Origin of the sequence: Streptomyces sp. Ru72 (assembly GCF_002920635.1) — a bacterium.
Taxonomy (GTDB): Bacteria; Actinomycetota; Actinomycetes; order Streptomycetales; family Streptomycetaceae; genus Streptomyces.
On the sequence record NZ_PQSR01000006.1, the window covers coordinates 55,708 to 76,280 of the forward strand.

The 20,573-nt window shown below is 71.5% G+C and carries 20 protein-coding genes and 1 pseudogene; 17 read left to right on the forward strand and 4 right to left on the reverse strand.

What is annotated here, in order from left to right:
- Nucleotides 1–173: 173 nt before the first annotated feature.
- Entirely contained in the window at nt 174–800 is a 627-nt protein-coding gene (locus tag C3488_RS04655) for a TetR family transcriptional regulator (RefSeq protein WP_103838010.1), read from the reverse strand.
- A 134-nt stretch (nt 801–934) separates the two neighbouring features.
- On the opposite strand from C3488_RS04655, the gene C3488_RS04660 reads away from it, so the two are divergent.
- The 3 genes from C3488_RS04660 to C3488_RS04670 all read left to right on the forward strand — a co-directional run bounded on the left by C3488_RS04660 (nt 935) and on the right by C3488_RS04670 (nt 2,700).
- Nucleotides 935–1,102 (forward strand): hypothetical protein, encoded by a 168-nt coding sequence (locus C3488_RS04660; protein ID WP_103838011.1) that lies wholly within the window; start codon nt 935–937, stop codon nt 1,100–1,102.
- Between the two features lie 39 nt (nt 1,103–1,141).
- A complete protein-coding gene (locus C3488_RS04665; RefSeq protein ID WP_374955397.1) occupies nt 1,142–1,450 on the forward strand; it encodes a DUF4190 domain-containing protein in 309 nt (102 codons plus the stop codon).
- 86 nt (nt 1,451–1,536) lie between these two features.
- On the forward strand, nt 1,537–2,700 hold the full coding sequence (locus C3488_RS04670; RefSeq protein ID WP_103838012.1) for a cysteine desulfurase family protein: 1,164 nt from the start codon (nt 1,537–1,539) through the stop codon (nt 2,698–2,700).
- A 34-nt stretch (nt 2,701–2,734) separates the two neighbouring features.
- Here C3488_RS04670 and C3488_RS04675 read toward each other — a convergent pair whose 3' ends face one another.
- Complete coding sequence (locus tag C3488_RS04675) at nt 2,735–3,391, reverse strand: N-acetylmuramoyl-L-alanine amidase (protein WP_103838013.1); 657 nt, start codon at nt 3,389–3,391, stop codon at nt 2,735–2,737.
- Between the two features lie 84 nt (nt 3,392–3,475).
- Between C3488_RS04675 and mnmA the strand changes: the two genes are divergently transcribed.
- On the forward strand, nt 3,476–4,600 hold the full coding sequence (mnmA, locus tag C3488_RS04680; protein ID WP_103838014.1) for a tRNA 2-thiouridine(34) synthase MnmA: 1,125 nt from the start codon (nt 3,476–3,478) through the stop codon (nt 4,598–4,600).
- A 23-nt stretch (nt 4,601–4,623) separates the two neighbouring features.
- Here the strand turns inward: mnmA and C3488_RS04685 are convergent, their stop codons facing one another.
- Together C3488_RS04685 and C3488_RS04690 are read right to left on the reverse strand one after the other, a co-directional pair.
- Nucleotides 4,624–5,406 (reverse strand): alpha/beta fold hydrolase, encoded by a 783-nt coding sequence (locus tag C3488_RS04685; RefSeq protein ID WP_103838015.1) that lies wholly within the window; start codon nt 5,404–5,406, stop codon nt 4,624–4,626.
- Between the two features lie 36 nt (nt 5,407–5,442).
- Nucleotides 5,443–5,766, reverse strand: a complete 324-nt coding sequence (locus C3488_RS04690; RefSeq protein ID WP_103838016.1) for a DUF427 domain-containing protein — start codon at nt 5,764–5,766, stop codon at nt 5,443–5,445.
- A gap of 51 nt (nt 5,767–5,817) precedes the next feature.
- On the opposite strand from C3488_RS04690, the gene C3488_RS04695 reads away from it, so the two are divergent.
- From C3488_RS04695 to C3488_RS04750, 13 genes and pseudogenes are all read left to right on the forward strand, one after another.
- Entirely contained in the window at nt 5,818–6,357 is a 540-nt protein-coding gene (locus tag C3488_RS04695) for a TIGR00730 family Rossman fold protein (protein ID WP_103838017.1), read from the forward strand.
- A gap of 15 nt (nt 6,358–6,372) precedes the next feature.
- Nucleotides 6,373–7,071 (forward strand): SDR family oxidoreductase, encoded by a 699-nt coding sequence (locus tag C3488_RS04700; RefSeq protein WP_103838018.1) that lies wholly within the window; start codon nt 6,373–6,375, stop codon nt 7,069–7,071.
- Nucleotides 7,072–7,101: 30 nt separating this feature from the next.
- A complete protein-coding gene (locus C3488_RS04705) occupies nt 7,102–8,109 on the forward strand; it encodes a methionine synthase (RefSeq protein WP_103838019.1) in 1,008 nt (335 codons plus the stop codon).
- Between the two features lie 15 nt (nt 8,110–8,124).
- Nucleotides 8,125–10,320, forward strand: a complete 2,196-nt coding sequence (ligA, locus tag C3488_RS04710) for an NAD-dependent DNA ligase LigA (RefSeq protein ID WP_103838020.1) — start codon at nt 8,125–8,127, stop codon at nt 10,318–10,320.
- Between the two features lie 225 nt (nt 10,321–10,545).
- The gene (locus C3488_RS04715) at nt 10,546–12,879 is read left to right on the forward strand and encodes a bifunctional diguanylate cyclase/phosphodiesterase (RefSeq protein WP_103838021.1); all 2,334 of its coding nucleotides are present in this window, start codon (nt 10,546–10,548) and stop codon (nt 12,877–12,879) included.
- A gap of 80 nt (nt 12,880–12,959) precedes the next feature.
- A pseudogene (locus C3488_RS41320) lies at nt 12,960–13,122 on the forward strand (DUF4267 domain-containing protein); the annotation flags it as partial.
- Nucleotides 13,123–13,153: 31 nt separating this feature from the next.
- Nucleotides 13,154–13,648, forward strand: a complete 495-nt coding sequence (locus tag C3488_RS04720; RefSeq protein ID WP_103838022.1) for a cupin domain-containing protein — start codon at nt 13,154–13,156, stop codon at nt 13,646–13,648.
- A gap of 218 nt (nt 13,649–13,866) precedes the next feature.
- Nucleotides 13,867–14,163 (forward strand): Asp-tRNA(Asn)/Glu-tRNA(Gln) amidotransferase subunit GatC, encoded by a 297-nt coding sequence (gene gatC / locus C3488_RS04725; protein ID WP_004925108.1) that lies wholly within the window; start codon nt 13,867–13,869, stop codon nt 14,161–14,163.
- 6 nt (nt 14,164–14,169) lie between these two features.
- Nucleotides 14,170–15,672 (forward strand): Asp-tRNA(Asn)/Glu-tRNA(Gln) amidotransferase subunit GatA, encoded by a 1,503-nt coding sequence (gatA, locus tag C3488_RS04730; RefSeq protein ID WP_103838023.1) that lies wholly within the window; start codon nt 14,170–14,172, stop codon nt 15,670–15,672.
- Nucleotides 15,669–15,911, forward strand: a complete 243-nt coding sequence (locus C3488_RS04735) for a hypothetical protein (protein WP_103838024.1) — start codon at nt 15,669–15,671, stop codon at nt 15,909–15,911. The genes gatA and C3488_RS04735 overlap by 4 nt, the downstream gene beginning before the upstream one ends.
- A 16-nt stretch (nt 15,912–15,927) precedes the next feature.
- Nucleotides 15,928–17,442, forward strand: coding sequence for an Asp-tRNA(Asn)/Glu-tRNA(Gln) amidotransferase subunit GatB (gene gatB / locus C3488_RS04740; protein ID WP_103838025.1), 1,515 nt, complete (start codon nt 15,928–15,930; stop codon nt 17,440–17,442).
- Nucleotides 17,443–17,714: 272 nt separating this feature from the next.
- Nucleotides 17,715–19,955, forward strand: coding sequence for an MMPL family transporter (locus tag C3488_RS04745; protein ID WP_103838026.1), 2,241 nt, complete (start codon nt 17,715–17,717; stop codon nt 19,953–19,955).
- Nucleotides 19,933–20,508: a GNAT family N-acetyltransferase gene (locus C3488_RS04750; protein ID WP_103838027.1), complete on the forward strand. Its 576-nt coding sequence runs from the start codon at nt 19,933–19,935 to the stop codon at nt 20,506–20,508. The genes C3488_RS04745 and C3488_RS04750 overlap by 23 nt, the downstream gene beginning before the upstream one ends.
- The last annotated feature ends 65 nt before the right edge of the window (nt 20,509–20,573 follow it).

Genomic DNA, 20,573 nt, shown 5'->3' on the forward strand with positions numbered 1-20,573 from the left:
GGCAACGTGACTTGGCGTCCCTCTTGTCCGCCGCGCGGTCGCGTCACCGGACGCCCCGGGTCAAGCCCCAAGCGGCTCTCGCCCCTGGTCCTGACGGCCTGCGGTGCGGGCGGCTCGTCGTCGGCGGGCAACGGCGACTCCGGGCAGCAGGCCCAGGGCTGGCCTCCCGCCCGTCACTCCTTCCAGTGGTGGCGGCCGATGCTGATCAGCCGCATCCGCTGGACGGCGAGCCGGGCCACCCGCTCCCGGTCCTCGGCGGCGCCCTCCATGGCCTCCAGGAACTGGGAGGCGGTCACCAGCATCTGGTCGACGTACAGACCGGCGAGCATCAGCAGGTCCTCCTCGCTCCACCCGGCGGACTCGGGGTGCTCGGCCAGCGCGACCTTCACCTCCTCGGCGAACCGGGCGAGTTGCCGGCGTATCGCCTCCCGCACCGGCTGGACGCCGCCGTGCCGTTCGCGGGCGATGAACCGTACGTGTGCGGGGTACGCGTCCACATGACGGGCGATCAGGCCGACGGCGCGCTCGATGCGGTCGTCGCTGTCGCCGGTCGCGGAGACCGTGGACTCGATCATCGGATGGAGGCTGCCGAGGGCCTCCTCGACCAGCTCCACGCCGAGATCCGCGGTCGACCGGAAATGCCGGTAGAAGGCGGTGGGTGCGACGCCGACCGCCCGGGTGACCTCGCGCAGACCCAGGCTGCTCAGGCTCTGCTCCTCCAGCAGACCGAGCGCCGCGTCCAGCAGCGCCTGCCGGGTCTTCTGCTTCTGGGCCTGCCGGATGCCGAGGGTGTGACTCATGCCATGCAGTTAACAACTGTTCTCTGTAATTGGAAAGCCATGGGACACGCTAGACTGGGAAGTCAGTGAACAAGTGTAACTACAACCGTTCACCGAAACGTCACGAGAGGCATCCCGGAGGGGGATCTCGTCCCATGCTGTTCCTCGTCGCCGCGCTCCTGCTGCTGGGCACCGTCCTGGGCACCGTGGCCCACGCCCCGCTCTCCTTCACCCTCGTCGCCGCGGCCGTCATCGCCGTCTGGCTCGTGGTCTTCGCGGTCCGCGAGCGGCACGGGCGCCGTCGGCACACGTCGGCCCACTAAGACCGCCGTACGTCCTTCGACTCTCGGGAGCTGACCGTCATGCAACTCACCGCCGTACGAACCAAGGACACCGCCGCACGCGGCAAGGCGACCGCCGCTCCGGCCGGCCGCACCGGCGTGCGCGACGCGAACGGCATGGCCGTCGCGTCCTTCATCCTCGGCCTGCTCGGCCTGCTCGTCCTCAACCTCGTGCTGGGCCCGATCGCCATCGCCCTGGCCGCGGTGGCCCTGTGGCGCGGCACGGCCCGCCGGGGCCGCGCCCTGCTCGGCCTCGGCCTGGGCGTGGCGGACCTGGTGCTCCTGGTGACGTTCATGCAGCTGGACCACACGGTGTCCTGGAGCTTCTGACCGCCGCCACCAGGAAGCGGGTGAGGTTGCGCCGACGCCCGGCCACACCGGCCACCGAACGGGTGGGGCCTAGAATTGGCGTCACCATGGCATACCTCGACCACGCCGCGACCACCCCGATGCTCCCCGAGGCGGCAGAGGCCCTGACCGCGTACCTCGGCATCACGGGCAACGCCTCCTCGCTGCACGCATCGGGCCGCCGCGCCAGGCGAACCGTCGAAGAGGCCCGCGAAACCCTCGCGGAAGCCCTCGGCGCCCGCCCCAGTGAGGTGGTCTTCACCTCCGGCGGCACCGAGGCCGACAACCTCGCCGTGAAGGGCCTGTTCTGGGCCCGCCGCGCCGCCGACCCGGCCCGCACCCGCGTCCTCGCCAGCCCCGTGGAACACCACGCCGTCCTGGACGCCGTCCACTGGCTCGGCGAACACGAGGGCGCCACCGTCGAGTACCTGCCCGTCGACGCCTACGGCCGCGTCCACCCCGAGGCCCTGCGCGAGGCCATCGCCCGCGACCCCGACGACGTCGCCCTCGTGACCGTGATGTGGGCGAACAACGAGATCGGCACCGTCATGCCGGTCCGCGAACTGGCCGAGACCGCAGGCGAGTTCGACGTCCCGCTGCACGCGGACGCCGTCCAGGCATTCGGCCAGGTCCCCGTCGACTTCGAGTCCTCGGGCCTCGCCGCGATGACGGTCTCCGGCCACAAGATCGGCGGCCCGTACGGCATCGGCGCGCTCGTCCTCGGCCGCCAGTACAGCCCCGTCCCGGTGCTGCACGGCGGCGGCCAGGAACGCCATGTGCGCTCCGGCACCCTGGACGTGCCCGCCATCGCCTCCTTCGCGGTCGCCGGACGGCTCGCCGCCGAGCAGCGCGAGTGGTTCGCCCGCGAGATCGGCGCCCTGCGCGACGACCTGATCGAGGAGGTCCGCAAGGCGGTCCCGGACGCGATCCTGGGCGGTGACCCGGTGGACCGGCTCCCGGCCAACGCCCACTTCACGTTCCCCGGCTGCGAGGGCGACTCCCTGCTCCTGCTGCTGGACGCACAGGGCATCGAGTGCTCCACGGGCTCCGCCTGCACGGCGGGGGTGGCCCAGCCGAGCCATGTCCTGCTCGCCACCGGCTCCGACCCGGACCTCGCCCGCGGCACCCTGCGCTTCTCCCTGGGCCACACGTCCACGGAGGCCGACGTGGCGGCGGTCGCGAAGGCGATCGGCCCCGCGGTGGAGCGCGCGCGCACGGCGGGACTGACCTGACACCGGCCTCCGAGCCCTGGCGGGCCTCCGGGCCCTACCGGGCCCGCGCCGCCCGCTCCCGCCGTACGAGCCCGATGTACCGCTCCCAGTCCCAGTGCGGCCCCGGGTCCGTGTGGTCCGTCCCCGGCACCTGGGCGTGCCCGATGATGTGCTCCCGGTCGACGGGTATCCCGTACCGCCCGCAGACCGCCGCTGTGAGCCGCGCCGACGCCGCGTACATCGCGTCGGTGAAGGACGACGCCCGCTCCACGAACCCCTCGTGCTCGATGCCGACGCTGCGCTCGTTGTACTCCCGGTTGCCCGCGTGGAACGCCACGTCCAGCTCGCGGATCATCTGGGTGACCCGGCCGTCCCGGCGCACGATGTAGTGGGCCGCCGCACCGTGCCCGGGGTCCTGGAACACCTTCACCGCGCTGCTGTAGCCGCCCTGGGTGACATGGATGATCACACGGTCTATTCCGTAGTCGTCCGGCCGGTCCGCGCGCCGCAGGTTCGCCGGCGACGCGGCCAGCCACAGGGCACCGGGGAAGTCGACCGCGCCCTGCACCCGCGGCTTCTCGACACCGGGCAGCCGCCACCACACATGCGCCAGCTCCCGCCGCGCCAGCACGGCCGTGCCCACGGCGGCCGCCGTGCCGCCGAGGATCAGCGCGCGCCGCCCGAGCCGCCGGTCGCCGTCCCTGTCCGCCATGTGATCCCCCATGTGATCCCCGCTGTGATCGTCAACGGATACTCCCCGACACCGGTTCCCGCGGCCCCGTACCCTTGAAGGGCTATGACTGACACCCCGCAGCGCCCCCTCCGCGTCCTCGCCGCCATGTCCGGCGGGGTCGACTCCGCCGTCGCCGCCGCCCGCGCCGCCGAGTCGGGCCACGACGTGACCGGCGTCCACCTCGCGCTGTCCGCGAACCCGCAGTCGTTCCGCACGGGCGCGCGCGGCTGTTGCACCATCGAGGACTCGCGCGACGCCCGCCGCGCCGCGGACGTCATCGGCATCCCCTTCTACGTCTGGGACCTCGCCGACAGGTTCCGCGAGGACGTGGTCGAGGACTTCGTCGCCGAGTACGAGGCCGGACGCACCCCGAACCCGTGCCTGCGCTGCAACGAGAAGATCAAGTTCGCGGCGCTGCTCGACAAGGCGCTGGCGCTGGGCTTCGACGCGGTCTGCACCGGCCACTACGCGAAGATCGTGACGTTGCCCGACGGCTCCCGCGAGCTGCACCGCGCCTCCGACATGGCGAAGGACCAGTCGTACGTGCTCGGCGTGCTCGACGACAAGCAGCTCGCACACGCCATGTTCCCGCTCGGCGACACGCTCACCACCAAGGACGAGATCCGCGCGGAGGCCGAGCGCCGCGGCCTCGCGGTCGCCAAGAAGCCCGACTCGCACGACATCTGCTTCATCGCCGACGGCGACACCCAGGGCTTCCTCGCCCGCCGGCTCGGCAAGGCCGAGGGCGACATCGTCGACGAGTCCGGCGCCAGGCTGGGCACGCACGACGGCGCGTACGGCTTCACGATCGGCCAGCGCAAGGGCCTCAGGATCGGCACGCCGGCCCCGGACGGCAAGCCGCGCTACGTCCTGGACATCTCCCCGGTGACGAACACGGTCACCGTCGGCCCCGCGTCCTCCCTGGACGTCTGTGCCCTGACGGCGATCAAGCCCCGCTGGTGCGGAACGGCCCCGGACGGCCCCGGCACCTACACGGCCCAGCTCCGCGCCCACGGCGGCGAGACCGAGGTGACCGCCGAACCGGTCGACGGCGAGCTGAGGGTCCGCTTCACCGAGCCGGTCCGCGGTGTGGCCCCCGGCCAGGCCATCGTGCTGTACGACGGCACGCGCGTGGTGGGCTCCGCGACGATCGCCTCCACGGTGCGGGCGACGGCCGGGGTGGCGTAGCCCGCGGCCACCGGTCCCAGGGGCTACCGGTCGAAGAAGTCCGCCAGCACCGGTGCCAGCACCGCGGGATCCACCACGTGGGTCTGGCCCTCCAGCGCGCGGTGTGAGCCTCGGGACGCCGCTCGGGCGATCGCCTCGGCCGCCCTGCGCAGCCACGGAGGGCTCTCGTCGCCCGAGACGGCCAGGACCGGGACCGTGATCGAGGCCAGCCGATCCCGGGGCACCAGGCCGTCGCCCATCACGGCGTCGTCGTAGGCGAGGGTGTGCGCGATCGCCTCCATGTCCGCCCACATGGGGGACTGGCGGGCGGTCGCGATCACCGCCTCGGCCAGGCCGGTGAGCCTCAGGAACAGCTCCACCGCGTCGCCGCGCCGACCGGCCGCGAGCGCCTCGGTCAGATTCCGCGTGTACTGCGCGCGCTCCTCGGCGCCACCCTCCCCGTAGTCGGCGAACGGCACCTCGTACACCGCGACCTGACGAACCGGCAGCCCGCCCGCAGCCGCCCGCAGCACGAGCGCGCCGCCCGACGAGACGCCGTACAGCGATGCCTCGCCGCCCGCGGCCTCGATGAGCGCCGCCAGGTCCTCGACCTCGCGGTCCACGGCGTACGGCGCGCTGTCGCCGCTCGCGCCGCGGCCCCGGCGGTCGTACACGGTGACGCTGAAGCGGTCCGAGAGGCGCGCGGCCAGGGGCGCCATTGTGGCGCCCGTGGACATCGCGCCGCTCACGAGGACGACCGCCGGGCCCTTACCGGTGCGTTCGTAGGCGATGGGGGTGCCGTCGCGCGAGATGGTCTGCTTGTCCATGACTGAGAGACTGCCGCAGACCACGCCGCCAATCGGTCAAGACACCTCGACTTCGTAGAAGCAGAGGTGGTCCTTGATCCGGGCGACGTCCGGCTTGGGATCCGGATACGCCCAGACGAGGTCCGGCGCGTCCGGCAGGGACCAGTACGACGCCGTTCCCTTGAAGGGGCAGACCGTGTGGGTGTCCGAGGGTGTCAGGAGGTCCGTCCGGACGTCCTCGACGGGGATGTAGTACCGCACGGGACAGCCTGTCTCGCGCAGTACCAGGGGGCGGTCGCTGTCCGCCAGGATCTGGCCACCGTGCACCACGCGCACGTGCCGGTCGCCCTGCTCGATGGTGATCGTGTGTCCTTCGGTCATACCGGAAAAGCGCTCGCGGGGACCCGGTTCTTCCCGCGTACGGTGGTCGGCATGAACATTTGCGTCTTCCTCTCCGCCGCCGACCTCTCCGAGACCTACACGCGGCCCGCCCGCGAGTTCGCCGAACTGCTCGGCAAGGGCGGGCACACCCTGGTGTGGGGCGGCTCCGACGTCGGGCTGATGAAGGTGGTCGCGGACGGGGTGCACGAGGCCGGCGGCCGGCTGACGGGTGTTTCCGTCGAGTTCCTCTCGCACAAGGCGAGGGAGGGCGTCGACGAGATGGTGGTCGCCAGGGACCTCGCCGAGCGCAAGAAGCTGCTCCTGGAGAAGGCCGACGCGGTCGTGATCATGGTGGGTGGCACCGGGACCCTGGACGAGGCGACCGAGATCCTGGAACTGAAGAAGCACGGGCACACCGACAAGCCGGTGGTCCTGCTGAACACCGCGGGTTTCTACGACGGCCTGAAGGAGCAGTTCCGGCGCATGGAGGACGAGGGCTTCCTGCCCAGGCCCCTCGCGGAGCTGGTGTTCTTCGCCGAGGAGCCGGTCGGGGCGCTGGCGTACCTGGAGGAGTCGCTGGGAATCCAGTGACGCGGTGGTGCGAGCATGGCGGGCATGGCTACTCATGTGATCACCGGTGCGGGCTCCGGCATCGGCGCGTCCGTCGCCCGCCGCCTGCACGCGCGCGGGGACGACCTGGTGCTGCACGCGCGCGACGCGGGGCGGGCGAAGGAGCTCGCGGCGGAGTTTCCCGGGGCGCGGACGCTGGTGGGCGACCTCGCGGAGCCCGACAGGCTGTCCTGGGCCCTCTCGCACCAGAGCCTGCCGGACCGGGTGGACTCCCTGCTGCACATCGCGGGCGTGGTCGACCTGGGACGGGTGGGCGAGCTGACCCCGAAGTCCTGGCACCACCAGCTGAACGTCAACCTGGTCGCGCCCGCCGAGCTGACCCGCCTCTTCCTGCCGCAGCTGCGCGCCGCACGCGGCCAGGTGGTCTTCGTGAACTCGGGGGCGGGCCTGAACGCCCACGCGGAGTGGTCGGCGTACGCGGCCTCCAAGCACGGCCTGAAGGCCCTCGCGGACTCCCTACGGGAGGAGGAGCGCGCGAACGGCGTCCGGGTCACCTCGGTCTACCCCGGCCGCACGGCGAGCCCGATGCAGGCCAAGGTCCACCAGCAGGAGGGCAAGCAGTACGACCCGTCCCGGTGGATCGACCCCGAGTCGGTGGCGACGACGGTCCTGATGTGCCTGGACCTGCCGAGGGACGCGGAGGTCAACGACGTGACGGTGCGGCCGGGGCGGTGAGCGTACCGGCCGATTGCATAGGCTGCCGGGGTGAGTGAGAACAGCCAGTTCGCCTTCGGGGCCGCCACCGGCGTGGGGTCCATGCCCGGTGGGGACGCCCGGGAGGCGGCCAAGACCGTCACCGGGAGCTTCGAGGACTTTCCCTTTCTTGCCGAGCTGCCCGCGCGGGGGCCCGGTGCGGACATGATCGGGCGGACCGCGGGGATGCTCGTCGACCTGTACGCGCGCGTGGAGCCGAGCGGCTGGCGGTTCGGGGACCGGCCGGGGCGGGACACCCGGCGGGCGCGCGCCTGGCTCGGCGAGGACCTCGACGCGCTCGAGGAGTTCACGCAGGAGTACGAGGGAGCGCTGAAAGTGCAGGCGGTGGGCCCGTGGACGCTCGCCGCCGCGCTGGAGCTGAAGAACGGCGAGGCGGCACTGTCCGACCCCGGCGCATGCCGGGACCTCGCGGGCTCGCTCGCCGAGGGCCTTCGGATCCATCTCGACGAGGTGCGGCGCCGCGTCCCCGGCGCCCGGCTCGTCCTCCAGCTCGACGAACCCTCCCTCACCGCCGTACTGCGCGGCCGGGTGAGGACCGCGAGCGGCTACCGCACCCACCGGGCCGTGGACCGGCAGATCGTCGAGGCCACCTTGCGGGAGGTGATCGGCGTGCACACGGACGGCCCGGTCGTCGTCCACTCCTGCGCCCCGGACGTCCCGTTCGCCCTCCTCCGCAGGGCGGGCGCCGACGGGGTCTCGTTCGACTTCTCCCTGCTCACCGAGCGTGACGACGAGGCGATCGGGGAGGCCGTGGAGGGGGGTACACGGCTGCTCGCCGGGGTCGTACCGTCCGTGGACGGCCCATTGTCAGACCCTGCCGGTAGCGTCATGGGTGTCAGGACGCTGTGGCGCAGGCTGGGGCTGAATCCGGGGCTTCTCGCGGAGGCGGTCACGGTCACGCCGACGTGCGGGCTCGCGGGCGCCTCCCCGGACTACGCGCGCAGGGCGCTCGCCCACTGCGTCCGGGCGGCGAGATCCCTCGCGGACAACCCAGAGTAACGGGAGGACAACACGGTGGCCGGCGAAAAGCAAGCGGAGACGACGGTGCCCGCCGAGGCCCGGGAGCAGCACGCGCAGCTCGCCGAGCAGATCGAGGAGCACCGCTTCCGGTACTATGTGAAGGACGCTCCCGTCATCAGCGACGCGGAGTTCGACCAGCTTCTGCGCTCCCTCGAAGCGCTCGAGGAGCAGTACCCGGAGCTGCGCACCCCCAACTCGCCCACCCAGAAGGTCGCGGGGGCCTACGAGACGGAGTTCACGGCCGTCCAGCACCGCGAACGCATGCTCTCGCTGGACAACGCGTTCGACGACGAGGAGCTCGCCGCCTGGGCCGACCGCGTCGCCAAGGAGGTCGGCACCTCCGCGTACCACTTCCTGTGCGAGCTGAAGGTGGACGGCCTCGCCGTCAACCTCACCTATGAGCACGGCCGCCTCACGCGCGCGGCGACCCGTGGCGACGGCCGCACCGGCGAGGACATCACCCCCAACGTCCGTACGATCGCGGAGATCCCGGACCGTCTCAAGGGCGACCACGTCCCCGACCTCGTGGAGATCCGCGGCGAGGTCTACTTCCCCATGGAGAAGTTCGAGGAGCTCAACGCCCGGCTGGTGGCGGGCGGCGACAAGCCCTTCGCCAACCCCCGCAACGCGGCGGCCGGTTCCCTGCGCCAGAAGGACCCGCGCATCACCGCCACCCGTCCGCTGCACATGGTGGTCCACGGCATCGGCGCCCTGAAGGGGTTCAAGGACGGCCTCACCCGCCTCTCCGAGGCGTACGACCTGCTGAAGTCCTGGGGCCTGCCCACCGCCCGGCACAACAAGGTGGTCGACGACCTCGACGGCGTACGGCAGTTCATCGCCTACTTCGGGGAGAACCGCCACTCCGTGGAGCACGAGATCGACGGAGTCGTCGTCAAGCTCGACGAGATCCCGCTCCAGGGCCGCCTCGGCTCCACCTCCCGCGCCCCGCGCTGGGCGATCGCGTACAAGTACGCGCCGGAGGAGGTCAACACCAAGCTCATCAACATCCGCGTGGGCGTGGGCCGTACCGGCCGGGTCACCCCGTACGCCCAGGTCGAGCCGGTCACCGTGGCCGGCTCGGAGGTCGAGTTCGCCACCCTGCACAACCAGGACGTGGTCAAGGCCAAGGGCGTGCTCATCGGCGACACGGTGGTGCTGCGCAAGGCCGGTGACGTCATCCCGGAGATCCTCGGCCCGGTCGTCGACCTGCGCGACGGCACGGAGCAGGAGTTCGTGATGCCGTCCGAGTGCCCCGAGTGCGGCACACCGCTGCGGCCCATGAAGGAGGGCGACGTCGATCTGCGTTGCCCGAACGCTCGTTCCTGCCCCGCCCAGCTGCGCGAGCGCCTGTTCTACCTCGCGGGCCGCAAGGCGCTGGACATCGAGCACTTCGGATACGTCGCCGCCGCCGCCCTCACCCAGCCCCTGGAGCCCGCCGAACCGCCGCTGAAGGACGAGGGCGACCTGTTCGACCTCACCGTCGAACAGCTGCTGCCCATCAAGGCGTACGTCCTCGACCAGGACAGCGGCCTGCCCAAGCGGGACCCGAAGACCGGCGAGGAGAAGATCGTCACGGTCTTCGCCAACCAGCAGGGCGAGCCGAAGAAGAACGCGCTCGCGATGCTGGAGAACATCGCGGCCGCCAAGGAGCGTCCGCTCGCCCGCATCCTCACCGGCCTGTCGATCCGTCACGTCGGCCCCGTGGCGGCCGAGGCGCTGGCTCGCGAGTTCCGGTCGATCGAACGGATCGACCAGGCGAGCGAAGCGGAGCTGGCCGCCACCGACGGGGTCGGGCCCATCATCGCCGCCTCCCTCAAGCAGTGGTTCACCGAGGACTGGCACCGCGACATCATCCGCAAGTGGAAGGCCGCGGGCGTCCGTATGGAGGAGGAAGGCTCCGGCGAGGACGAGGGGCCGCGTCCGCTGGAGGGCCTCACGGTGGTCGTCACCGGAACGCTCGGGCAGTACACACGGGACGGCGCGAAGGAGGCTTTGCAGAGCCGTGGCGCGAAGGTGACCGGTTCTGTCTCCAAGAAGACGTCCTTCGTCGTGGTGGGCGAGAATCCTGGATCGAAGTACGACAAGGCCATGCAGCTGAAGGTCCCCGTGCTGGATGAGGACGGTTTCGACGTCCTGTTGGAACGAGGGCCGGAAGCAGCCGCGGAAGTCGCGCTTCCCACCGGGGAGTAGCGGTTGAAGGTCACCCGTTCGGCGCATACCAGATGCATACGGGTGGCCGGGGCGCATTCGGGCAACCGTCGACGACCGCTGCCCGGGAAAGCCTTGTGCGGCCTACTGTTGAGCTGTGCGCCTGCCGTGCCCGGACGCGTGGTGGGTTTTCAGTCGCGGTGCCGTTGACGGTTCGTCGGGCAATCGGGCCGCGTGGCGAGGGCACCGGCTGTGAGAGGGACGGGAATGGAACCGACCAAGAGCGCCGCCCCGGACTCACGGCTGCGCCTGCGCCGGGTTTCCGGCGCCTGGCGGGCAGGGCGCCGGATCGTGCGACCGTCGGGGCACGCGGGTACGGGCGGCCCGCGTACCGTGCCACGGGCTCTTCCGGGGGCACCCCCCGACCCCGGCGCCGGAGTCGCGGCGGGAAGCACCCAGGGCACGGCCTCGCTACCGGCCCTGCCGCCCGGCAGCGGCGCGCTCGCCGACGGGAGCTCCTCCGCGCTGCCCGGCCAGGACGGGGAGCGGCACATGTCTTGGCCCGCGCTGCCCGCGGTGGTGGTCGCGGCCGCCGGGTTCGTCCTCGGCGCCGGGTTCTACCGGGCGTTCGGCGAACAGCACGCGCTCTTCCCGTCCGGCGCCGTCGGCTGGTCCCTGGCCGTGCTCACCGGCATCATCGTCGGTCACCTGGTCATGCTCGGCCGCTCCCGCTGGTGGGGCGGCACGGGCTCGGGAGCCGCCCTCACCCTCGCCGTCCTGCTGCTGTACGGCTGGGTGCCCGCCGTGATGGTCAGCCTCACCGTCGTCGTCCTGGTCGGCACAGCCCGGCTGGGCCGCTGGCGGCAGGGCGTACTGCACGGCGCGGTCGACCTCCTCGGCATCGGCGCCGGAGCCCTCGTACTGGCCGCCTTCGGGCGGGTGCCGACCGTCGAGACGCCCTGGGACCCGGCCGCCTGGACCCTCTACGCCGCCCCCCAGGTCGTCCTCGTCGCCACCGCGTACCTCGCCGTGACCCGGCTGCTCCTGTGGTACCTGCACGCGCCGCGCGCCGGCGGCCTGCCCACCGTCGCCCGCACCGCCCTGGTGCGGCACGGACTCCTCGCCGTCGCGCTGCTCGGCATCGCCCCCCTGGTCTGCGTCGTCGCCGTCGCGGTGCCGGTCCTGCTGCCGCTGTTCTCCATCCCGCTCATCGCCCTGGACTCCACCTTGTGGATAGCCCGTGCCCGCGCCGAGGAGCAGCTGCGCGACCGGCTGACCGGGTTGCCCAACCGGCAGTGGCTGCTGGAGCGCACCTGGACGGCCCTCGACGACGCCGAGCGGATCGGGGCACGGGCCGCCCTGATGCTCATCGACCTCGACCGCTTCCGATCCGTGAACGACACGCTCGGCCATCTCGCGGGCGACCGGCTGCTGCTGCAGATAGCCGAGCGGCTGCGGCTGGCCCTGCCGCGCGGGGCGGAGGCCGCGCGGCTCGGGGGCGACGAGTTCGCGGTCTTACTGCCGGTCGCGGACTCCACGACGTCCGCGTCGAGGGCGGCCCGCAGCCTGGTCGCCGCACTCAGCTCGCCGCTCGATCTGGACGGGCTCACGCTCGTCCTGGAGGCCAGCGCCGGGGTCGCCGTCTTCCCCGACCACGCGCTGGACGCGGAGGGGCTGCTGCGGCGGGCGGACGTCGCGATGTACCAGGCGAAGCGGGACCGCACCGGGGTGGAGGTGTACGAGTCCAAGCGGGACTCGAACACGCCCGACCGGCTCGGGCTGCTGGGTGATCTGCGGCGGGCGCTGGACGCGCACGAGGTGCAGTTGCACTACCAGCCGAAGGTGCGCTTCGACGGGCAGGTCGCCGGGCTCGAGGCGCTCGTGCGGTGGGTGCATCCCGAGCGCGGGAAGGTGCCGCCGGACGAGTTCATCGCGATCGCGGAGTCGTCCGGGCTGATGCCGCACCTGACGGAGTACGTGCTGGAGACGGCGCTCGAGCAGGTGGCGCGGTGGCGGGCGCAGGGGCTCACGGTGCCGGTCGCGGTGAACGTCTCGCCGCGCGACGTCCACACGCCGGGGTTCGCCGGGTCGGTCGCGGCGCGGCTGGCGCGGCACGGGGTGCCGGCGGGGGCGCTCCAGCTGGAGATCACGGAACACGTGCTCCTGGAGGACCCCCAGCGGGCCGCGGACACGCTGGCGGGGCTGGCCGGGCACGGCGTGAAGATGTCGCTGGACGACTTCGGTACGGGCTACTCGTCGCTCGTGCATCTGCGGCGGCTGCCGGTGAGCGAGCTGAAGATCGACCGGTCGTTCGTGGCGCGGCTCGCGGTGGACGCGGAGGACGCCGAGATCGTGCGCTGCACGGTGGACCTCGCGCATTCGCTGGGACTGCTCGTCGTCGCGGAGGGGGTCGAGGACGACGAGACATGGGAGCGGCTGCGGGACCTGGGCTGCGACGCGGTGCAGGGATGGCTGGTCGCCGCGGCGATGCCCGCGGAGGAGATGACGACGTGGCTGCGGGCCCGAGGAGTACGGGGGTGGCAGCGCCCCAGGGCCGCGCTCCCCGCGGCCGCCGCGGACGACCCCGGGCGGCTCGGCTGACCCGGCAGCCGCCGTGATCAGCTCGTCCCCGCCGCGAAGTGCCCGACCAGCAGGGCGAGCCGGCGTTCATGGGCCTCGTCGGCACCCGTGCCGAGGCCTGGTTCCTGCTCGCCGTGGCGCCCGTGCCGTTCTTCGACATGCTGATGGTCCTGCGTCACGGCGGCACGAAGGCCGTGGCCTTCGGGCCACGTCGCCACCGCGGTCGTTGTCCTCATCGGCGCCGGTCTGCTCTTCGCCGTCTGATCACGCCCGTACCGACACCAGGGAGTCGCACATGTCGCTGTTCGTACCGAAGTTCGACGAGTCGGTGATCGTCCGGGAGGCGGAGGCCGAGGTGGTCGGCCGTGCCCCGGCCACGATCCGGCTGCTGGCCGACAGCAGCCGGACAGGTGGGGCGCTGTCCACCCAGCGCGTCACCCTCACGGCCGGTGCCGACGGTGCCAAGCCGCACTGGCACGACAACTCCGCCGAGATGTTCTTCCTGCTCGACGGCGCCGCCGACATCCTCTCCGGGGAGGACATCGTCACCGCCGGGCCGGGCGACCTCGTCATCGTTCCGCCCGGCAAGCCGCACGCCTTCGCCGCCGTACCCGGTGCGGACGCCGACCTGCTCATCGTCATCACCCCGGGTGTCGAGCGCTTCGAGTACTTCCGTCACCTCCGGCGCATCGCCCTCGGTGAGGCCACCCGGGAGAGCCTGCTGGAGGTGCAGGACCTGTACGACAACCACTTTCTGCGCAGCGAGGCGTGGGAAGGGCGCCGAGGCTGAGGGGCGGGCGCCCTCCCCGGGCGCCGAGGCTGAGGGGCGGGGCCCGGCAAACCGTTTCACGGGGACGCCGCCCCGCCCCATAGGATTAGGACCTGTCGACACATTCCCGCCTGCCGTGCGGCGTCTGGCACGCACGGCCCGCCCTTCGGGCGGACGACGGGACTGTGCCGACAGGCCCTAGGCCCAAACCACACACACTCACCCCAGAGGATCGCTGCATGCCTGGCATCACGCGCGAGGAGGTCGCCCACCTCGCCCGGCTGGCGCGTCTGGAGCTGAAGCCCGAAGAGCTCGACCACTTCGCCGGCCAGCTCGACGACATCATCGGCGCGGTAGCCCGCGTCAGCGAGGTCGCCGACCAAGACGTACCGCCGACCTCTCACCCGCTGCCGCTGACGAACGTCATGCGCCCGGACGAGGTCCGTCCGTCGCTCACCCCCGAGCAGGCGCTGTCCGGCGCCCCGGCCCAGGAGCAGCAGCGTTTCAAGGTGCCGCAGATCCTGGGGGAGGAGTAGCCCACCATGACGGACAAGAACAGCATCATCCGGCTCACCGCAGCCGAGACGGCCGCGAAGATCGCCTCCGGCGAGCTGACCGCCGTCGAGGTCGCCGAGGCCCACCTCGACCGGATCGAGGCCGTCGACGAGAAGGTGCACGCCTTCCTGCACGTCGACCGCGAGGGCGCGCTCGCCCAGGCCCGTGCCGTCGACGAGAAGCGGGAGCGCGGCGAGAAGCTCGGCCCGCTCGCCGGTGTGCCGCTCGCGCTGAAGGACATCTTCACCACCAAGGGGATCCCGACCACGGTCGGCTCCAAGATCCTCGAGGGCTGGATCCCGCCGTACGACGCGACCCTCACCAAGAAGCTGAAGGACGCGGACGTCGTCATCCTCGGCAAGACCAACATGGACGAGTTCGCCATGGGGTCGTCGACGGAGAACAGCGCGTTCGGGCCGACCGGCAACCCGTGGGACCTCACCCGTATCCCCGGCGGTTCCGGCGGTGGGTCGAGCGCCGCGCTCGCCTCCTTCCAGGCGCCGCTCGCCGTCGGCACCGACACCGGCGGCTCCATCCGCCAGCCCGCGGCCGTCACCGGCACGGTCGGCGTCAAGCCGACCTACGGCGGTGTCTCCCGCTACGGCATGGTCGCCTTCTCCAGCTCCCTCGACCAGGGCGGTCCCTGCGCCCGTACGGTCCTGGACGCGGCCCTGCTGCACGAGGTCATCGCCGGGCACGACCCGCTGGACTCCACCTCCATCGACGCCCCGGTCCCGCCGGTCGTCGAGGCCGCCCGGAACGGCTCCGTGGCGGGCATGCGCGTCGGTGTCGTCAAGCAGTTCCGCGGCGAGGGCTACCAGGCCGGCGTCCTGCAGCGCTTCGACGAGTCCGTCGCGCTGCTGAAGGAGCTGGGCGCGGAGATCGTCGAGCTGGACTGCCCGTCCTTCGACCTGGCGCTGGCCGCGTACTACCTGATCGCCCCGAGCGAGTGCTCCAGCAACCTCGCCCGCTTCGACGGCCTGCGCTACGGCCTGCGCAGCGGTGACGACGGCACGCACTCCGCCGAGGAGGTCACCTCTCTCACCCGTGCCGAGGGCTTCGGCCCCGAGGTCAAGCGCCGCATCATCCTCGGCACCTACGCGCTGTCCAGCGGCTACTACGACGCGTACTACGGCTCCGCCCAGAAGGTCCGTACGCTCATCACCCGCGACTTCGAGAAGTCGTTCGAGAAGGTGGACGTGATCGTGTCGCCCACGACCCCCACCACCGCCTTCCCGATCGGTGAGCGCGCAGACGACCCGATGGCGATGTACCTGGCCGACCTGTGCACCATCCCGGTCAACCTGGCCGGCAACGCCGCCATGTCGCTGCCCTGCGGTCTGGCGCCCGAGGACAACCTCCCCGTCGGCCTGCAGATCATCGCCCCGGCGATGAAGGACGACCGCCTCTACAAGGTCGGCGCCGCCGTCGAGGCCGCCTTCGTGGAAAAGTGGGGGCACCCGCTTCTCGAGGAGGCTCCGTCGCTGTGAGTAAGGCGCTGTCCAAGGCCAAGGGCTTCAAGAAGTCCAAGTCCGGTACGTACCTGTCCATGGCCACCACCGCGTTCGGCGCGATCAGTGTCGCGAAGCAGGTCAAGAAGGCCCGCCTCGAACACGACACGCTGCGCCTGATCGACGCCGCCGTGTCCGCCGCCGCCATCGTCACCGGCCTCGCCCTGCTCGTGCGGGAGCTGAAGCGCCTGGGCGACGACGACGTCCTGCTGGGCTGAGAGGGAAAGTTTCACCGTGACCACCACGACCGACCTGGTGTCGTACGAGGACGCGCTGGCGTCGTACGACCCCGTCATGGGCCTCGAGGTCCATGTCGAACTCGGCACCAGGACCAAGATGTTCTGCGGCTGTTCCACGGCGCTCGGCGCCGAGCCGAACACCCAGACCTGCCCCACCTGCCTCGGCCTGCCCGGCTCCCTCCCCGTCGTCAACGCGACCGGCGTGGAGTCCGCGATCAGGATCGGTCTCGCGCTGAACTGCGAGATCGCCGAGTGGTGCCGCTTCGCCCGGAAGAACTACTTCTATCCGGACATGCCGAAGAACTTCCAGACCTCCCAGTACGACGAGCCGATCGCCTTCAACGGCTACCTCGACGTGCAGCTGGAGGACGGCACCACCTTCCGCGTGGAGATCGAGCGCGCCCACATGGAGGAGGACACCGGCAAGTCGACGCACGTCGGCGGCGCCACCGGCCGTATCCACGGCGCCCAGCACTCGCTGCTGGACTACAACCGTGCCGGCATCCCGCTGATCGAGATCGTCACCAAGCCGATCGTCGGCGCCGGCGAGCGCGCGCCGGAGGTGGCGAAGGCGTACGTCCGCGAGCTGCGCGAGCTCATCCGGGCGCTCGGCGTCTCCGAGGCCCGCATGGAGATGGGCCAGATGCGCTGTGATGTGAACCTGTCGCTGATGCCCAAGGGCTCGGAGAAGTTCGGCACCCGCAGCGAGACCAAGAACGTCAACTCGCTGCGCTCCGTCGAGCGCGCCTGCCGCTACGAGATCCAGCGCCACGCCGCAGTGCTCGACAGCGGCGGCACGGTGACCCAGGAGACCCGCCACTTCCACGAGGACACCGGCACGACCACCTCGGGCCGGACCAAGGAGGAGGCCGAGGACTACCGGTACTTCCCCGAGCCGGACCTCGTCCCGGTGGCGCCCCCGCGCGAGTGGGTCGAGGAGCTGCGCACCTCGCTGCCCGAGCTGCCGCTGGTGCGCCGCAACCGGCTGCGCGAGGAGTGGGGCGTCTCCGCCACCGACATGCAGGCGATCCTCAACGCCGGTGCCCTGGACCTGATCGTCGCCACCATCGACGCGGGCGCCGACGCGGCCGCCGCGCGCAAGTGGTGGATGGGCGAGCTGGCTCGCAACGCCAACGAGTCGGGCAAGGCCCTGGACGAGCTGCCGATCACGCCGGAGCAGGTCGCCCGCGTGACCAAGCTCGTGGAGTCGGGCGACCTCAACGACAAGCTGGCCCGCCAGGTCATCGAGGGCGTCCTCGCGGGCGAGGGCACCCCGGACGAGGTCGTCGAGAAGCGCGGTCTGAAGGTCGTCTCCGACGAGGGCGCGCTGACCGCCGCCGTCGACGAGGCCATCGCCGGCAACCCGGCCATCGCGGACAAGATCCGCGGCGGCAAGGTGGCCGCGGCCGGCGCCCTGGTCGGCGCCGTCATGAAGGCCACCCGCGGTCAGGCCGACGCGGCCCGCGTCAAGGAGCTGATCCTTCAGAAGCTCGGCGTCAGCGAAGGCTGACGCGGATCGCGGAACGCTCCCGAGGGGCAGTACACCGAATCCGGTGTACTGCCCCTCGTTCGCTTACAAAAACCTTAAGTGGCGACAGAGTTGCTGGGATTGTCCTGTGACGTGGGTCCCATTCCCGTGAGTAACGCCACGAAAGTGACAAACGATCTTTTCCGGCTGCGAAAGTGTTGTGGATTGCTCATGCGTTCTTTGCGGGCTGTTCAGTTCCCCCAGCGGCTGTCCCCGAGGCAAAGATCCACGAAATACCCCAGGGAGCACGATCTGTGGCAGCCCTTGCACGTTGGTGTGTCCGCCACCGCCTTCTCACCGTCCTGCTGTGGCTGATCGCCTTCGCCGGCGTCACCTCCGCGGCGGCCGTCACGGGCTCCGCGTACTCGAACAACTACGGCGCCCCCGGCACCGAGTCCGACCGCGCCTACCGGTTGATCCAGAAGAGCTTCCCGCACCTGAGCGGCGACAGCGACACCGTCGTCTGGCACACCGCCGACGGCAGCGTGCGCGCCACCGACGTCCAGCAGGCCATGACCCGCACCCTGGACCGCATCGAAGACCTTCCCGGCGTCGCCTCCGTCACCAACCCCTACGAGGGCAACCGCAGCGACGCCATCAGCCGCGACGGCCACACCGCGTACGCGACGGTCACCTTCGCCCACGAGGCCCAGAACATCAAGAAGGGCGAGGCCCAGGCCGTCGTCAGCGCCGCCAAGGCCGCCGAGACCCGCGGGCTCCAGGTGGAGCTCGGCGGCAGCGCCGTCTCGCTCACCGAGGCGCAGGGCGGGCACGTCGCCGAGGCCATCGGCGTGGCCGTCGCCGCCGTGGTCCTCTTCCTCGCCTTCGGCTCCCTCGCCGCCTCCCTGCTGCCCATCGGGACCGCGCTGATCGGTGTGGGCACCGCCTATTTCGGCATCGACCTGCTCGGGCACGCGATGACGGTCGCCGACTTCGCGCCCATGCTCGGCCTGCTGATCGGGCTCGGCGTCGGCATCGACTACGCGCTGTTCATCGTGACCAGGCACCGCCGCAGCCTCAAGCGCGGCGTCCCCGTGGCCGAGGCCGCCGTGAACGCCGTACACACCACCGGACGGGCCGTCGTCTTCGCGGGCGCCACCGTGTGCATCGCGCTGCTCGGCATGCTGATCCTCAGGCTCGGCTTCCTCAACGGCGTCGCGGTCGCGGCCTGCCTGACCGTGCTGCTCACCGTCGCGGCCTCGGTGACCCTGCTGCCCGCCCTGCTGTCCTTCATCGGCCCGCGCGCCCTGAGCAGGCGCGAGCGGCGCAGGCTCTACGAGCACGGACCCGAACCCGAGATGCCGACCGGGCTCGCTGCCCGCTGGTCCGCGTTCGTCGAGCGCCACCCCAAGAAGCTCGGCGCCGTCGCCCTGGCCGTCATGGCGCTGCTCGCGCTGCCCACGCTCTCCCTCCACCTGGGCACCTCCGACCAGGGCAACGACCCGAAGTCGTCGACCACCCGGCAGGCGTACGACCTCCTCGCCGAGGGCTTCGGCCCCGGCGTCAACGGCCCGCTCACCCTGGTCGGCAAGGTCGGCGGCGCCGAGGACAAGCTCGCCCTCGACAACCTCGACTCCACGCTCGCCGCGACCAAGGGCGTCGCCGCCGTGACGCCGGTGACGTACGACGGCAGCGGCACCACGGCGTACCTCACCGTCGTACCCGACTCCGCCCCGCAGTCCCAGCAGACCAGCGACCTGGTGAAGCGGCTGCGCTCCGACGTGCTGCCGCGCGCCGAGAAGGGCACCACCCTCGACCTGTACGTGGGCGGGGTGACGGCCGGCTACGACGACTTCGCGAGCGTGATCGTCGGCAAGCTGCCGCTGTTCGTGAGCGTGGTGATCGGCCTGGGCTGCGTGCTGCTCCTGCTGGCCTTCCGGTCCTTCGGCATCCCGCTGAAGGCCGCCGCGATGAACCTCGCCGCCGTCGCCGCCGCCTTCGGCGTGGTCGTCGCGATCTTCCAGTGGGGCTGGGGGAGTGAGCTGCTGGGCCTCGGCAGCGCCGGCCCGATCGAGCCCTTCCTCCCCGTGATCATGGTCTCCGTGCTCTTCGGGCTGTCCATGGACTACCAGGTGTTCCTGGTCAGCCGCATGTACGAGGAGTGGCTGGAGACCGGCGACAACCGCCGCGCCGTGCGCATCGGGCTCGCCGAGACCAGCCGGGTGATCAACTCGGCGGCGGTCATCATGATCTCCGTCTTCCTGTCCTTCGTGCTCGGCGGCGACCGCGTGATCGCCATGTTCGGCATCGCGCTCGCCTCCGCCGTCGCCCTCGATGCCTTCGTGCTGCGCACGCTGCTCGTCCCCGCCCTGATGCACCTCCTCGGCGCCGCCAACTGGTGGCTGCCCTCCTGGCTGGAGCGCCGGCTGCCGCGGATCAGCATCGAACCGCCCGAGTGCCGTGCGACGATCCCTGGGCGGCGTCCCGAGGAGGACGCCCTGGTCGACGTGCTGCTGAAGGAGCGGGAGCAGGATGTACGCGATATCCCTGGGTGACGACGGAGCCGAGCTGCGGCCCCTGGAGCCCTGGCACGCCGAGGAGTTCCTCGCGCACCTCGACCGCGGGCGGGAGTTCATCACCCGGCACATCCGGTTCGGGGAGAACGCCACCGACGTGGACTCCGCCCGGGAGATCCTCAAGGGGTACGCCGACAAGCGCGCCGCCGACAGCGGCTTCCTGCACGGGCTGTGGCTGGACGGCAAGCTGGTCGGCGGACTGCTGTTCCGCGTCTTCGACACCGCCGCCGGCAACTGTGAGCTCGGCTGCTGGCTGGAGCCCGCGGCGGCCGGGCGAGGTCTTGTCACCCGTGGGGCGCGGGTGCTGGTCGACTGGGCGTTTGACGAGCGCGGCATGCACCGTGTGGAGTGGTACGCGTCGTCCGCCAACGAACCGAGCGTCAACGTGGCGCGACGGCTCGGCATGACCCGGGAAGGGGTGCTCCGCGAGGCGTACCCGCACCGGGGCGTGCGGCAGGACATCGAGGTCTGGTCGGTGCTCGCCCCCGAGTGGCGTGCGGCACGCGCGCGTGACGACCGCGACGACCGCTGAGAGTCGACCACCAAGTGTCGATCACAAGAGTCGATCGTTAAGAGACCTCTCAGACAGCGTCCGTA

Coding starts and splice junctions, on each gene's coding strand:
- C3488_RS04655 (WP_103838010.1), bottom strand. CDS start 800: ATGAGTCACACCCTCGGCATCCGGCAGGCCCAGAAGCAGAAGACCCGG.
- C3488_RS04660 (WP_103838011.1), top strand. CDS start 935: ATGCTGTTCCTCGTCGCCGCGCTCCTGCTGCTGGGCACCGTCCTGGGC.
- C3488_RS04665 (WP_374955397.1), top strand. CDS start 1,142: ATGCAACTCACCGCCGTACGAACCAAGGACACCGCCGCACGCGGCAAG.
- C3488_RS04670 (WP_103838012.1), top strand. CDS start 1,537: ATGGCATACCTCGACCACGCCGCGACCACCCCGATGCTCCCCGAGGCG.
- C3488_RS04675 (WP_103838013.1), bottom strand. CDS start 3,391: ATGGCGGACAGGGACGGCGACCGGCGGCTCGGGCGGCGCGCGCTGATC.
- mnmA (WP_103838014.1), top strand. CDS start 3,476: ATGACTGACACCCCGCAGCGCCCCCTCCGCGTCCTCGCCGCCATGTCC.
- C3488_RS04685 (WP_103838015.1), bottom strand. CDS start 5,406: ATGGACAAGCAGACCATCTCGCGCGACGGCACCCCCATCGCCTACGAA.
- C3488_RS04690 (WP_103838016.1), bottom strand. CDS start 5,766: ATGACCGAAGGACACACGATCACCATCGAGCAGGGCGACCGGCACGTG.
- C3488_RS04695 (WP_103838017.1), top strand. CDS start 5,818: ATGAACATTTGCGTCTTCCTCTCCGCCGCCGACCTCTCCGAGACCTAC.
- C3488_RS04700 (WP_103838018.1), top strand. CDS start 6,373: ATGGCGGGCATGGCTACTCATGTGATCACCGGTGCGGGCTCCGGCATC.
- C3488_RS04715 (WP_103838021.1), top strand. CDS start 10,546: ATGGAACCGACCAAGAGCGCCGCCCCGGACTCACGGCTGCGCCTGCGC.
- C3488_RS04720 (WP_103838022.1), top strand. CDS start 13,154: ATGTCGCTGTTCGTACCGAAGTTCGACGAGTCGGTGATCGTCCGGGAG.
- gatC (WP_004925108.1), top strand. CDS start 13,867: ATGCCTGGCATCACGCGCGAGGAGGTCGCCCACCTCGCCCGGCTGGCG.
- gatA (WP_103838023.1), top strand. CDS start 14,170: ATGACGGACAAGAACAGCATCATCCGGCTCACCGCAGCCGAGACGGCC.
- C3488_RS04750 (WP_103838027.1), top strand. CDS start 19,933: ATGTACGCGATATCCCTGGGTGACGACGGAGCCGAGCTGCGGCCCCTG.